Here is a 14712-nt window from a genome sequence, read left to right as displayed (position 1 = left end):
TACTCGCAGTTCTCACCTTGGAGGGACACTTGACAAAACATATTTATTTTAAGTCACACCACACCCCTGCGTGAGGCAAACGCAACAAAAACGGCCCGTTCACCGCAGAATTTCTTCCCGGGAAAACAGGCCGCCCTTGCGACAAGGTTTTTAGGACAGGTCGAGCTGGAACGCTTGAGCCTCGAGCTGCTGCGCCAGCTCCTCTACCAGCTCATGCGGAAGCTCGCGCTCGGTGCGCAAGATGAGCACTGCGCCCTTACCGTCGGCGGTCTGGCTCAGCGCTGCGGCCTCAATGTTGATGCCCTGCTCGCCGATAATGGAGCCCGCCTTACCCAGCGCACCTGGGGTGTCCTCATAACGCAGGAATACGTTGGGGCCGGTAGCCCGCAGATCGAGGCCGCGTCCATTGATGCGCACAATCTTTTCCACGTGATCCAAACCAGTCAGCGCGCCTGTCACGCTGACGCGCGTCCCGGTGGAAGAAACTGCGTGCACCTCCAATGCCGAGCGGTGGGACACCGACTCGCTCTGGGTGTTCACGGTGAAGTTGACCCCGCGGTCTTCAGCAATCTGCGGGGCATTGACAAACGTCACCGGATCGGAGGTTATGCCAGTAAACAGACCACGCAGTGCCGAAAGCCCGAGGGCTTCCACCTGATCATTGGAAAGCTCTCCGCGAGCGACAACGTCGAGGGCTACCGGGGCGGCGTCGAGAAGCGAAGACGCGATCAGACCGAGCTTGCGTGCCAGGTCCAGCCACAGGGCGACCTCCTCCCCCACGTGACCACCTGCGACATTGACGGCGTCGGCAACGAACTCGCCGCGCAGGGCCTTCAGCACCGAATGAGCCACATCAGTACCCGCTCGATCCTGTGCCTCGACCGTGGAGGCTCCGAGGTGGGGCGTGACGACGACCTCATCGAGCTGGAAAAGAGGCGAATCCGTGCACGGTTCAGTGGCGTACACATCGAATCCTGCACCACGAATGTGGCCGTCTCGGATGGCTTCGGCCAGCGCCTCTTCATCCACCAGCCCTCCGCGCGCAGCATTGACGATGATCTGACCAGGCTTGGCCTTAGCCAGAAGCTCCCGCGAGAACATTCCCGCTGTTTCGGGCGTCTTGGGCAGGTGGATCGTGACAAAGTCGGCACGTGCCATGAGCTCTTCAAGCTCCAGGAGCTCGACACCCAACTGGGCGGCTCGAGCCGGGTTGGCGTAGGGGTCAAATGCCACGACTTTGGCGTCAAAGGCGGCGAGACGCTGAGCAAAGAGCTGGCCAATGTGGCCGAATCCGACGATGCCGATGGTCTTGCCGTAGATTTCGACGCCCTTAAACGCAGAACGCTTCCACTCCCCGGCACGCAGCGTGGCATCCGCAGCCGGAATCTGGCGGGCCGTAGCTAGGAGCAGCGCGATGGCGTGTTCACATGCGGAGTGGATGTTGGAGGTCGGAGCGTTTACGACCATGACGCCGCGCTCAGTCGCGGTCGCGACGTCTACGTTGTCAAGGCCCACGCCTGCTCGTCCAACGATCTTGAGACGCGGGGCGGCGGCGAGAGCTTCGGCATCGATGGTGGTGGCGGACCTGACCAACACTGCGTCAGCGTCCGCGAGCGCGGGAAGAAGCTCAGCGCGGTTTGGTCCGTCGACCCAGCGAATTTCTACCTCCGAGCCCAGCGCTTCGACGGTGGACTCGGCTAGTTTGTCGGCGATGAGTACGACCGGCTTGGTCATGGTGGCATTGCTCCTAACCTAAGTGGGGTTAAAGAATGCTACCTATCAAACCATAGAAATGCGGGCTGCGCCCGCAGAATGGGAAAATTCTTCCTATTCTGCGAACGCATTCGGCCCTTCATCACCGCCGTGAATATCCGCGACGTCGACATCCCGGATGACCGGGCGACCCATGGCTTCTTCCACCAAGGCCAGCAAGCGGGCTCGACGCTCCCCGAAGAATGCCTGGGCGTTGGACGCGTGGAGCATGGCTGGATCCAGCTCGTGGGTAGCCAAAACAGCGTCGAACTCGTCGTCTTCCATGATCGACTTCGACTGGATGCGTGGCAGATAGCGCGTCGGGTTGAAGTTGTTCAGCACCACCTCGGTGCGCTTGCCCATCGGAGTGCGGTTGAGCACCGAAAGCGCCAACACCGGCTCGATACCGTGCTGGGCACACCACTGGACCGGGAAGATCGGCTCGAACGACGGCTCAAGTTCGGCGTAAGTCTCCGGGGTGAACTCCTTACCGGTGCGCCAGTCCTTGGCGCCGCGTGCCATCAGTAGGGCGAACATGCCACGCCACACACCGGTGTCGGAATCAACCGACAGCAGGCGAGACTCCGTGAAGCTGGCGTCCGCCACCGTCTTGGGCAAGGGGGCATTCTCGTCATTAAGCCACTGGGTAACCTGCGCAACGTCACGCTCGGCACGAATGGCAACGGCGGCCGATCCGTACAGCTCACCGAGCACGCCAGACCAGAACCAGCGGTTGAGGCGATCCTCGGCCTCTTGGTCCACGCCAAAGGAGGCCAAAGCCAAGATGGCTGCCAGGGGGATTACCTGCGCCGAGTAGGGCACTTGCTGGCCGGTAAAGATACGCCGGTCTGTAAGGAAGTGGGCAGCTGCGATGAAGCCGCGCTCGATTGTCGGAGCGTGCTGTCGCCACTCTGCCAGGGAGATCGTCAGTACGTCCTCTCGCTGGCCACCGGGCTCGCCACGCAATGCGGTGACGTAGAGGCTCAATGCAGTCAGGAACGCGGTGCGGTCGACGGCGTCCAGCACGGCATACTCAGAGAGTCGCCGACGGATGCTGGAAATCTCGTCTGCCAGGGAGAATGACGGATCCTCGGTGCCGTACACCGCGGTGAGAAGCTCGAAGACGTCCATCTGCAGGCCGGCAGCATTCGCTTGGGCAAAGATGGAGCCGATTCCGGCACGCGCAGTTTCGCGGCCCAGCCGGATCATGGGAATGTCATAACCAGCCAGCGGAGCGATAACGTCGTGGTGGAAGCGCTTGATTGCCTCACGAGTCTCGTCGTCGGCCTTGGCTGCCATGTCAAACAGGGCGTCGGATCCACGCTGGCCGAGCAGCGCGTCTACCGGCACGCAGCCGCTGTCGATTGCGGCCTGCGTGGTCAGGAGCGGTCCCGGTTGCTGTGGTGCGAAGTGCGAGGTGGCCTCACCGTTCTCGTCCACCGAGAACACGGCCTCCTCGGGCATGACATCCGATTCGACGGCCTTGCGGACGTCGACAAAGAAGCGTCGGGTGATTCGCTTGTTGCGGAAATCGACGGTGTTGACCAACCCGTTGCCCTGGAAGCAGTGGTAGAGGCTGGTAAGGCGCTGCTGACCGTCGAGAAGCAACAGACCCGGGAGACGGTCAGTAGCCGGAGCTCCCTCCAGCGGGCGAGGACGGAAACGCATCGGCTCATTACGCGTATCGAGCGCGAGCAGCGCACCAACCGGATAGCCACGAAGAACAGTCACAATAAGCGATCGAATCCGGTCAACCTCCCAGGAAAAAGAGCGCTGGAAGTCGGGCAACTGCAACTCGCCCCGATCAATACGGGCGAACAAATCCGAAAGTGAGTAACTGGGCGTGGTAAAAGCCATGTCCTCATACTAGCGCTCTCCCCTGACCGACGTCGCAAGCGCACAAAAGCGCCCTGGCCAGGTAACCACGGATCAAATGCCGTGGTCACCCAACTAGGGCGCCACCCGGAAGCGGGTGAGTGAACTAGGCGGTCTCGGCGCGGGTATCTACCTTGACCCAGCTCATCATGTCGCGCATCTTGGCGCCCGTCTTCTCGATCGGATGTGCCTCATACTCCTCGCGGTAAGCCTTCATCTTCGGCTGCCCGGCCTCTACGTCATCGAGCATGGCCTTAACAAAGGTGCCGTCCTGGATGTCGGAGAGGATTGCCTTCATGTTCTCCTTGACGTGCTCGTCGATCACGCGCGGGCCGGCCATGTAGCCACCCAGCTCGGCGGTCTCAGAGATGGAGTAGTTCATGTTGGCGATGCCGCCCTCCCACACGAGGTCGACAATCAGCTTCATCTCGTGCAGCACCTCGAAGTAGGCCATCTCCGGGGCGAAACCGGCCTCGGTGAGGACCTCGAAACCAGTGGCCATCAGCTTCTCCAAGCCACCGCACAGGACGGCCTGCTCGCCGAACAGGTCCGTCTCGGTCTCCTCCTTGAAGGTGGTCTTGATAACTCCGGCACGTGCACCACCGATGGCGGCTGCGTAGGACAGAGCCAGCTCCTGAGCATCACCCTGCGGATCCTGGTCCACAGCGATCAGGCACGGAACGCCCTTGCCGTCGACGAATTGGCGACGCACCAGGTGGCCCGGCCCCTTCGGGGCAACCATGCCCACGACGATGTCATCTGCCGGGGTGATCAGGTCGAAGTGGATGTTCAGACCATGGCCGAAGAACAGTGCATTACCGCCCTCCAGGTTCGGCTCGATCTCGTCCTTAAAGATCTTGGCCTGAGATGTATCGGGAGCCAGCAGCATGACAACGTCGGCCCACTTGGCGGCATCTGCGACGCTCTTGACCTCAAATCCGGCCTCCTGCGCCTTAACCGCCGACTTGGAGCCGTCACGCAGACCGATAACAACCTCGACTCCGGAATCACGCAGGTTTTGGGCGTGCGCATGTCCCTGGGAGCCGTAACCGATGATTGCGACCTTCTTGGATTGGATGATCGCCTGATCAGCGTCTTTCTCGTAAAAGACCTCGATAGCCATAAGGGGGGTTTCTCTTTCTCTTTCTTTTTGATCAAAAACGACTGTTGGTTACCCGCCCGGAGGCTAGATTCCGGACGCCGAACAACCCGTGCCATCTATTGTGCCACAGCATGACACCAAAGTGGCCACTATGTGAGACATTTTGTTGATTTTGTCCCACATGCTGGGAGCTAGCGGGTAGGGGTAGTGCTCTTCGGCCCGCGATTCATTGCAATGACACCCGAACGTTGCAACTCACGGATGCCGAAGGGCTCCAAAACGTCCAGCAGCGCTCGAAGCTTCGCCGGGGTGCCCGTTGCCTCGATGATGACGGACTCCGGGGCGACGTCGATAACGCGAGCTCGGAAGAGCTTGGCGGCATCCACAACTTGCGGACGATTCGCGTTAGAGGCATTGACCTTCACCAGCATGAGCGAGCGGGCAATCGAGCGCTCCTCATCCAAGCGCACCACCTTGAGCACAGGGATGATTTTGTTGAGCTGCTTGGTGATCTGCTCGATCGAGTACTCGTCGGCATCCACCACAATCGTCAGCCGAGCGATCCCCTTCGACTCCGTCTTCGCGGAGACCAGGGACACGATGCTGAAGCCTCGCCGGGTGAACATGGCCGTCACACGGGAGATGATTCCGTCTTCGTCCTTGACCTGGACCGACAGGGTGTGGCGAGTCTTGTCCATGGCTTAGTTCTCCTCCTGCTCGTACTGCGCTTCGACCGCTTCGTTGATCTCATTAGGCGATTCTGCGGCGGACTCTTCATCGTCGAAGTCCGGACGCAGCCCCAGGGCGTATTGGATATCCGAGTTGGAACTGCCCGCAGACACCATCGGCCACACCTGGGCGTCTTCTCCCACAATGAAGTCGATGACGACCGGCCGGTCATTGATCTCACGGGCCCGCTGGATCGCCGGAATGACTTCCTCTGGCTCAGTTACTCGGATGGCCTCGCAGCCCAGGGCATCAGCAAGCTTGACAAAGTCCGGCACGTACTCCGTTTGCTCGCGCAGCTTGGTGTGAGAGTAGTTGCGGTCATAGAACAGCGTTTGCCACTGACGCACCATGCCCAGGTTTCCGTTGTTGATCAGCGCAACCTTGATGGGCATGCCCTCGACGGCGGAGGTGGTCAGCTCCTGGTTAGTCATCTGGAAGCAACCATCGCCGTCGACAGCCCACACCTCGCGGTCCGGTGCTCCTGCCTTAGCGCCGAGTGCAGCGGGAACGGCAAAGCCCATGGTGCCCAGGCCGCCCGAATTGATCCAGGAGCGGGGGCGCTCAAAGTCCAGGAATTGCGCCGACCACATTTGGTGCTGGCCCACGCCAGCAACATAGATGGCCTCCGGCCCGACCACCTGGGAGAGCGTTTCAATGACAAACTGCGGAGACAGCTTGCCGTCATCGGTGTCCTCATAGCCTCGTGGGAAGCGCTCGCGCAGCTTGTTCAGGGTGTTCAGCCACTCACCGTGACGCTGACTCGGCTCCACATCCGTGCTGGTTGCGGACTTGTAAGCCGGCAGCAAAGCCTGCAAGACCTCACGGGCATCGCCCACGATGGGCACATCTGCCGCCCGAATCTTGCCGATTTCGGCAGGATCGACGTCAGCGTGAATGACCTTGGCCAGCGGCGCGAAGCTATCCACGTCGCCGGTAACGCGGTCGTCAAAACGCGCACCAATCGCGATCACCAGGTCCGACTTTTGCAGTGCACCGACCGCTGGAACCGTGCCGTGCATACCCGGCATGCCCATGTGAAGCGGATGCGACTCCGGGTAAACGCCCAGCGCCATCAGAGTGGTGACCACCGGGATGTTGGCAAACTCCGCGAAAGCCTTCAGCTCGGCAGCCGCATTTGCCTTGAGCACTCCTCCGCCGATGTAGAGCACCGGGCGCTCGGCCTGGCTGATGAGCTTGACGGCTTGCGCAATCTGCCGGTTGTGCGGGGTGGTCACCGGCTTGTAACCGGGGAGGTCAACGACCGGCGGCCACTCGAAGTCGAACTCGGCGTTCTGCACGTCCTTCGGGATGTCCACAAGCACCGGCCCCGGCCGGCCCGTGGACGCCAGGTGGAAGGCCGCCGCGATTGCGGAGGGAACCTCCTCCGGTCGCGTCACCATGAAGTTGTGCTTGGTGATCGGCATGGTCACACCGCGGATATCAGCCTCCTGGAACGCGTCCGTACCAAGCAATGAGGATCCAACCTGGCCGGTGATCGCCACGATGGGAACAGAATCCAGGGCGGCGTCGGCCAGAGCTGTGACCAAGTTGGTAGCTCCTGGGCCCGAGGTAGCCACACACACGCCCACTCGTCCGGTGGCCCAGGCATAGCCCTCGGCTGCATGTCCAGCGCCTTGTTCGTGGCGAACCAGTACGTGCCGCAGATCAGTAGATGCATGAAGGGCGTCGTAAAGCGGAAGTACCGCACCCCCCGGCAGACCGAACACAATGTCGGTTCCGAGGAGCTCAAGCGAACGCACGATGGCTTGGGCACCGGTAAGACGCTGGGCTCGATGCGCCGGCGCCGTGGGGTCGGGCGTGGTTTCTGCGGAGGCTGCCACGGTTCTGATGCTCCTTCTTCGGCAAATAACTTGTGGTCACGGGCGGTTTTAAGTCTCCTTCGCGCTCCGCGTAAGAGCCCGAAGGAAGCGGTGATCATATAAACAATGCCCCCGGCCAGCTCCGCGTCTGCGGGCTGTCGAGGGCGCTTGCTTGAGATTCGACGAGGATCGTCGGCTACGGCAAGCGCCGGGCCGGTACTACCTGAAGTCGAATCTGCTTGATCATGTGAGCCACTATACACAAAACCGACACATACACCGATAGGTATTGCCCGATCTCCACTCTCAGGTCACCTGCTTTGGGGGATTGATCGGCGTTTTCCGACGTATGGAATCACCCCAGTTAGCTCCCAACCGACTGCCAGATCCACCGCCTAAGCTCAGCGCTATGCCGGTGATATTTCTTCTCAAACAATGGTGGGCCTGGGCCGCGGATACAGGAGTTAACCTGGCAATTCTCTTTGTTATTGCCCTGCTTATACCCCGCGCGGGACGGTTCATCGAACGAGTAGTCACCTACGAGGTCTCCCATTCCAAGGACGACAACGAGCAAAAAGCTTCGCTGGCCTTCGCGGGGGTCGGAATATATATCGGCCAAATCATCGCGTACTTTGTTCTCGGCATCGCCTTCTTGCAAGAAATCGGCTTCTCTCTAGCCGGTGCGGCCATCCCCGCGACTGTCGTGTCCGCAGCCATCGGTTTTGGCGCGCAGTCCATCATCGCCGACTTCCTGGCGGGATTCTTTGTCCTCTCCGAAAAGCAGTACGGCGTAGGCGACTGGGTCCGTTTCGAGGGCAACGGGGTCCAGGTCGAGGGAACAGTCACCGCCATCACGATGCGCGCGACCACCATTCGCACCCTCGCGCAAGAGACCATCACGATCCCCAACTCAACAGCTCGGGTGTGCGTGAACACCTCCAACTACTTCTCGCAAGCAGTCATCGTTATGCCCATCCCGCTTAGCGGTTCCCCGAGCGCACAGGCGGCGGTCGGCCGAGCTGAAGCAGCTGCCCGCCGGGCATTGGCTAGGGAGGACATCGCAGAGCACCTACACACGGAGTTGGACGTTCAACCCGGTACGGCTGTCAATCCCCCGGCTACTGTCGGGGCCCCGTGGACCGTGGACATCCGGTTCCTACTCCAGGTTGACGCCGGTCAGCAGTGGCGCGTTGAGCGCGCGGTACGCATGGCAGTCGTTGAGGAGTTCTTTACCGAATACAACGAGGCCTCCCCCGTCCCCGGTTCGACCAGTTCTCGGGCGCTTTTCGACGCCTCCCCTGCCGCCGAGAACAAACCCGCCGTCCCGTCACCTGCCACAGCTGGCAGCTCTGCAGCCCCGGCCACGGAAATATTGAAAGAACCAGCTCCGGCCGTGGCTTCTACCACCCGCCAGGGGCCAGTGCCTCCTGGGCCGGAGGAGGCGATCGACACCGCCGAGCAGAGCGACGAGGCTGCTGCTTACCAATCCAATCGCTGGGCGCGCTACAAGGCGTCCTTCACACAGATGCGCGGTTCTACCGGGTGGCTGCTAGCTGCAGTGATGGGACTCATCCTGGCCAAGATGTTGACCTTTACCGCCGAGGACGCCCACGGACAACGCGTAGCGGGGATCCTGGCTCCGCCCGCTCCCCCGACCGAAATCACCACGGTTGCCCCTGAACCAGCCGAGGAACCGAGTCCCACGACCACGTTCCAGGAAGAGCCGACCACCACGCCGACGCCTACGCCGGAACCAACTTCGGGGAACGCTCCTGCCCCTGTCATACCGGATCGAGGATCCTCCCAACGCGAACCGAGAGACGACAACCCGGTGTCCGAGACTTCGACCTCTCACCCAGCTCCTCGCAACACCACGCCTGCGAGCCCAACCTCGTCGCCTGTCCCGAGCCGCGAGGCTCCAGGCGGCCTCAATTAGACTTCCCAGCATGACTACCCGGCATACAGCATCTACCGGCCACCCCACAGACAAGGATCACCGCGGTGTTTTCCGGCCCGATCGTGGCCACCTCATCGCCGCTGTGTTGATGCTCTTCCTCCTCGTCTTCCTCGTCGGCTTCGCACCATTGAAGACGTTCTGGCTCTTCCTGTTTCCGGCGCTCTTCATTTACTGGGCGCTCAAGGCCCACACGACGGTCGATGACAAGGGCATTAGCGCTGTGTATGCGTTTCGTAAGGGCGCTCACCTGCCTTGGGAAGACGTCTCTGGTGTGAGCTATCGGGGGTCCCGGGCGCTTGCAGAAGACAAGAACGGTGACAGCATCGTCCTTCCCGGCGTGACCTTTAATTCACTTCCTCGGCTCTCTGAGGCATCCCGCGGCCGCATCCCGGATCCTGTCACCGACGCCAAGGTCGCCGCTGATGGCAAGGTGGAGGTTATTGACCGGAATGGGCATTCGGTGCTGATGACGCAGGAGGAATACCAGGCGCATCAGCGTGGTCAGCACTAGCTAGATTTCACACGATCAGTACTGTGGGTGTTTTACATAGACCTATAGAAAATCGTTTTTAAGGAGCTTCACATGATCCCGTTGAGGTCAGCTGTGACCACTGTCGGTCGGCAGGCTTCTGGGGCACGCGCCCTGTGGCGTGCTACCGGAACGAAGGAGAATGAGTTCGGCAAGCCCATCGTGGCCATCGTGAACTCCTACACCCAGTTTGTCCCCGGCCATGTCCACCTCAAGAACGTAGGTGACATCGTCGCCGACGCGGTTCGTGCTGCCGGGGGTGTGCCCAAGGAATTCAACACCATCGCCGTGGACGATGGCATCGCAATGGGGCACAGCGGAATGCTGTACTCCCTGCCCTCGCGCGAGATCATCTCCGACTCCGTCGAGTACATGGTCAATGCTCACACCGCCGACGCAATGGTGTGCATCTCCAACTGCGACAAGATCACCCCGGGCATGCTCAATGCAGCCATGCGTTTGAACATCCCCGCCATCTTCGTGTCGGGCGGCCCGATGGAGGCCGGCAAGGCCGTCGTCATCGACGGCGTGGCTACAGATGGAGCGGCGACTGACCTCATCTCTGCCATCGCCCACTCTGCGAACGAGGCTGTCTCCGACGACAAGCTGCGCGAAGTCGAAGAGTCTGCGTGCCCGACCTGTGGATCCTGCTCGGGCATGTTTACAGCCAACTCCATGAACTGCCTGACCGAGGCGCTGGGTCTCTCGCTCCCGGGCAACGGCACCACTCTGGCCACGCACAGCGCCCGCCGTGAGCTGTTTGAGCAGGCAGGGCAGCAGATCGTCGAGCTGTGTCGGCGCTACTACGGAGAGGAAGACGATTCGGTCTTGCCTCGCTCCATTGCCACCAAGCAGGCTTTTAGCAACGCCATGGCGCTCGATATGGCCATGGGCGGTTCGACCAACACTGTGCTCCACATCCTGGCGGCAGCACAGGAGGGCGAGGTTGATTTCACGCTCTCGGATATCGACGACATCTCCTACCGCACTCCATGCATCTCCAAGGTTGCGCCGAACGGCAAGTACCACATTGAGGACGTTCACCGAGCCGGAGGCATCCCGGCAATCCTCGGCGAGCTGCACCGGGCGGGCCTGTTGGATGATTCCGTCCACTCCGTCGCCTATTCCAACCTCAGCGACTGGCTGAACGAGTGGGATATTCGAGGTGAGTCCCCGACAGAGCGCGCCGTCGAGCTTTTCCATGCAGCACCTGGTGGAAAGCGCACCACCGAGGCATTCTCGCAGTCGACGCGCTGGGACAGCCTGGACACTGATCGCGAAAATGGATGCATTCACTCCGTGGAGCACGCTTTTTCCTCGGACGGCGGTCTCGTGGTCCTGCGCGGCAATCTGGCTCCGGACGGAGCTGTGGTCAAGGCCGCGGGCGTGGAGAAGGAATTGTGGTCCTTCTCCGGTCCTGCTCGTGTGGTGGACTCCCAGGAGGAGGCAGTATCCATCATCCTCAAGCGGGAGGTCCAACCGGGCGAGGTCGTCGTTATTCGCTACGAGGGCCCCTCGGGCGGACCGGGCATGCAGGAGATGCTGCACCCCACCTCCTTCCTCAAAGGCGCCGGCCTGGGCAAAAAGTGTGCTCTGATTACCGATGGCCGCTTCTCCGGCGGCACGTCCGGTCTATCTATTGGCCACATCTCCCCGGAGGCTGCCCACCGCGGGCTCATTGCCCTGATCGAGGACGGGGATACCATCTCCATCGACGTGCACGAGCGCAAACTCACCTTGGACGTCGATGACGCGGAGCTGGCACGGCGTCGAGAAGCGATGGAAGCCCGCGAGAAGCCGTGGACGCCCGAGAACCGCAACCGGACTGTGACCAAGGCCCTGCGTGCCTATGCTTCGATGGCCACGAGTGCCGACAAGGGTGCAGTGCGCCAGGTCGACTAAGATCCGTGGGGTCATGAATCTGAACCTGCACCCCACCGAATATGAGGCGCCCGTGGTTTCGGAAAGCCATGGGCGCCGCGTCGCCTACTCCCTAATGACCGCCGCCATCCTTCTGGTGGGCGGGTTCATCAGCGTTGCACAGATGCGCGCTGTCGACTTCCCCGTAGACATGGCGATTTACCGCGCCGGCGTCCGCGCGTTCATGGATGGTGGCGAGATGTACACCGTGCCCATGATGGCCGGGGATCTCGCACTGCCCTTCATCTATCCGCCTTTCGGCGCGCTCGTGATGGTGCCGCTGACCGCGCCCTCGTGGCTTAGCGACGACATCGCGGGCAACATCATGATCGGCATCAGCAATCTGTTTTTGCTGTTCGGCCTCTACTTCGTCCTCCGCGCGGTGTGTAAGGGCCTGCCTATCTCCTTGATTCGGCTGCTCACCGCTGCCACCTGGGCTTTGGTGCTTGTGTTCGAGCCCATCCGACTCAACAACAGTTTCGCCCAGATCAACGCCTTCCTGATGTGCCTGGTGCTCATCGACCTAGCACCGCGCAACACCAAATGGATACCGCGCGGAACCCTCATCGGAATTGCGGCGGCGATCAAGCTGACTCCCCTGGCCTTTGGTCTTTACCTGCTTCTGCGCAAGGATTTCCGCGCCCTGATCACCACGGCCATCAGCGCTGTGGTGTGTACCCTGTTGGCGGCCCTGTGGCGTCTGGATTCAACGATTCAGTTCTACTTTTCCACACTCCTCGGCATGGGAACCGAGTCGCAGATCGGTGTGGACACCACCTACCAATCCAACAGCTCGCTCAAGGGCATGCTCATGCGTTTTAGCCCTTCGGCGCAGTGGCTGGATACGCACTCCACGCTCATCAATGTGCTGTGGTTGGTGCTGGTGCTGGCCACGATTGGCCTGGGCGCCCTCCTGATGGTGGCACTGCTGCGCCGCGGACTAACCGTGGATGCCGTGTTGGTCAATGCGATCGTGATGTTGCTGATCTCGCCGGTGTCCTGGTCGCACCACTGGGTGTGGGCTGCAGTCTTCATCCCGGTATGGATCTGGCGGGCAGTGACCGTTTTCCCCCGCCCGACGGGCCTGATCGGCGTGCTGATTGTGTGGATGGCCTGCGTCATCACTGTGCCCCCGAAGTGGTGGTTCGGAGACTCTATCAACGTCTTTGCCCTGCCGCTGTGGCAGAAGATCTTGGTCTCCGACTACGTCTGGCTGGGAATGGCCATCCTCATCGCCGTGGCGCTCGCGGTGCGCCAGATTCCGCGGCAAAGCATTCAGGCGACGCAACCCGGCGCGCCAAGTCGCCCGGTGAACTAGCCCGTGAATCCGCCTTCTGCGTTCCACGTAACGCTGGCTCCCGGAGTTACCGGGGTGCTAGGGTCTGCCACATTGGCCACACGCTGATACGTCGCCTGCACCTGGTTCGCGGTGAGTTTCAACGCGGTGTAACCATGGGCGTCGAAGTCAATGTGCTTGACCCAGGGGTTGGCGTCTTTAAGCAATGACTCCACTAGCTGTGAGGTGGAATTGTCCTGCGGGTGGTCAATTCCCGTGTAGCTGGTCAGCAGATCGTCGATATTGGGCGCAGAGACCGAGGTACACACGATCTCGCAGCCGATTTCACGGCCATCGGCAACCACGCTGTGCGCCCATTCGGAGTGGATATCACCTGTGAGGAAGAGCGTCTGTGCCTCGGAGGAAGCCAAGAGCTTGAGGAGCCGGTCTCGCTCGTGGGCGTATCCGTCCCATTGGTCCGAGTTCACGGCGATTCCGGTCGCCTGTTGCTGCATCACGGCGAGTGCGTCCTTCACGGCGGGGTCCGAACTGTGCTGCTGCAGCGTCAGGATCTTCAGTGGGGAGATCATCACCGAGTTGCCCAGCATGTTCCAGCGCGTATGTGCCGCGCCGATTTCGCGCTCGACCCAGGCGAACTGATCTTCCCCCAGCATGGTTCGTCCAGGATCTGCGAACTGGATGGGAGTCGTCTCCGGGTCACGGAAGGAGCGCAGATCCATCATGGTCAGCTGCGCTAGGTTGCCGAAGGTAAACGAGCGATAGATCGGCGCCTCGAACCCCTCCAATGCCGGGCGCAGGGGCTGCCACAGGTAGAACGCTTTCTTGGCCGCTTGTCGACGTTCCTGCCAACCGCCTTCGACAACGCCATCCGTGTGGTTCTCCGCCCCGTCGCGGTAGGCATTATTGGCCATCTCGTGGTCATCCCAAGTAACGATCCACGGGGCCGAGGCCTGCGCCTTTTGTAGTGATGGGTCTGTACGGTACTGGCCGTAGCGGATGCAGTAGTCCTCAAAGGTGACAATCTCGTTTGTGGGCTGGAAGGTGCGCACCACTCCATGCTTGCCAGCGTATTCGCCGGTGCCGTACTCGTAGATGAAGTCACCAAGGCCAACGATGAAATCGAAATTAGCGCTAGCCATGTGCTCGTAGGCGCCGAAGTATCCGGATTCCCAGTTCGCGCAGGAGGAGATCGCGTAGTTGAGTTCGGCAACCGAGGCTCCCCGTGCCGGGGCAGTCTTGGTGCGGCCAATCGGAGAGAGGGCGCCGTCAGCAGTACGGAACCGGTAGAAGTATTCGGTTGCTGGTTCCAACCCCTTGGCTTCTACGTGCACGCAGTGGTCGCGTTCAGCAGTAGCGGATGCCGAACCTCGCCCGACGATCGACCCAAAACCGTGATCTGTGGCGATCTCCCACGTCAGCTCCACCGCCTTCCCCAGTCCGGAACCTGGCAGAGCGTCGCGCGAGGGGGTCACGCGCGTCCAGAGAATCACGCTCTCTGGGTAAGGGTCGCCAGAGGCTACACCGTGGATAAACGGCAGAGTTCCCATGTTCGCTGGCGGTACCGGAGCAGGCGCGCCCCCGGTGGAGGACGATTGGGCATGTGCATAACCCAGACCACGCACCGAGGTCAGGGCGAAAATGGCGGCCGCCGAGGACGACAGGAGAGAACGTCGGGAAATTGTCATACCCACCATGGTGAAATAGCCCCGCTGTACACGACCAACGCTGGGG

Annotated in this window: 10 protein-coding genes; 4 read left to right on the top strand and 6 right to left on the bottom strand. The window is 61.2% G+C overall.

Going from position 1 to position 14712, the window contains the following annotated elements:
* Positions 1–150: 150 nt before the first annotated feature.
* From serA to FHE74_RS01780, 5 genes are all read right to left on the bottom strand, one after another.
* On the bottom strand, positions 151–1734 hold the full coding sequence (gene serA, locus FHE74_RS01800; RefSeq protein WP_139464714.1) for a phosphoglycerate dehydrogenase: 1584 nt from the start codon (positions 1732–1734) through the stop codon (positions 151–153).
* Positions 1735–1827: 93 nt separating this feature from the next.
* Positions 1828–3609 (bottom strand): DUF262 domain-containing protein, encoded by a 1782-nt coding sequence (locus FHE74_RS01795; protein ID WP_139464713.1) that lies wholly within the window; start codon positions 3607–3609, stop codon positions 1828–1830.
* A gap of 124 nt (positions 3610–3733) precedes the next feature.
* Positions 3734–4750, bottom strand: a complete 1017-nt coding sequence (ilvC, locus tag FHE74_RS01790; RefSeq protein WP_139464712.1) for a ketol-acid reductoisomerase — start codon at positions 4748–4750, stop codon at positions 3734–3736.
* A gap of 170 nt (positions 4751–4920) precedes the next feature.
* A complete protein-coding gene (gene ilvN, locus FHE74_RS01785; RefSeq protein WP_139464711.1) occupies positions 4921–5427 on the bottom strand; it encodes an acetolactate synthase small subunit in 507 nt (168 codons plus the stop codon).
* A gap of 3 nt (positions 5428–5430) precedes the next feature.
* Positions 5431–7299: an acetolactate synthase large subunit gene (locus FHE74_RS01780; RefSeq protein WP_246049139.1), complete on the bottom strand. Its 1869-nt coding sequence runs from the start codon at positions 7297–7299 to the stop codon at positions 5431–5433.
* Positions 7300–7687: 388 nt separating this feature from the next.
* On the opposite strand from FHE74_RS01780, the gene FHE74_RS01775 reads away from it, so the two are divergent.
* The 4 genes from FHE74_RS01775 (at position 7688) to FHE74_RS01760 (ending at position 13002) form a co-directional block, all read left to right on the top strand.
* Positions 7688–9214, top strand: a complete 1527-nt coding sequence (locus FHE74_RS01775) for a mechanosensitive ion channel family protein (protein ID WP_180339646.1) — start codon at positions 7688–7690, stop codon at positions 9212–9214.
* 10 nt (positions 9215–9224) lie between these two features.
* Entirely contained in the window at positions 9225–9746 is a 522-nt protein-coding gene (locus tag FHE74_RS01770; RefSeq protein ID WP_139464708.1) for a PH domain-containing protein, read from the top strand.
* Positions 9747–9818: 72 nt separating this feature from the next.
* Complete coding sequence (gene ilvD / locus FHE74_RS01765; protein ID WP_139464707.1) at positions 9819–11666, top strand: dihydroxy-acid dehydratase; 1848 nt, start codon at positions 9819–9821, stop codon at positions 11664–11666.
* 13 nt (positions 11667–11679) lie between these two features.
* Positions 11680–13002: a glycosyltransferase family 87 protein gene (locus tag FHE74_RS01760; RefSeq protein WP_139464706.1), complete on the top strand. Its 1323-nt coding sequence runs from the start codon at positions 11680–11682 to the stop codon at positions 13000–13002.
* Here the strand turns inward: FHE74_RS01760 and FHE74_RS01755 are convergent.
* Positions 12999–14666: an alkaline phosphatase D family protein gene (locus tag FHE74_RS01755; protein WP_139464705.1), complete on the bottom strand. Its 1668-nt coding sequence runs from the start codon at positions 14664–14666 to the stop codon at positions 12999–13001. The two genes, FHE74_RS01760 and FHE74_RS01755, sit on opposite strands and share 4 nt — an antisense overlap.
* Positions 14667–14712: the final 46 nt, after the last annotated feature.

The organism is Corynebacterium tapiri (assembly GCF_006334925.1).
In the GTDB taxonomy this organism is placed as follows: Bacteria; Actinomycetota; Actinomycetes; order Mycobacteriales; family Mycobacteriaceae; genus Corynebacterium; species Corynebacterium tapiri.
The sequence above is the reverse complement of the archived record's forward strand: the minus strand, read 5'-3'. Positions and strand labels throughout refer to the sequence as shown.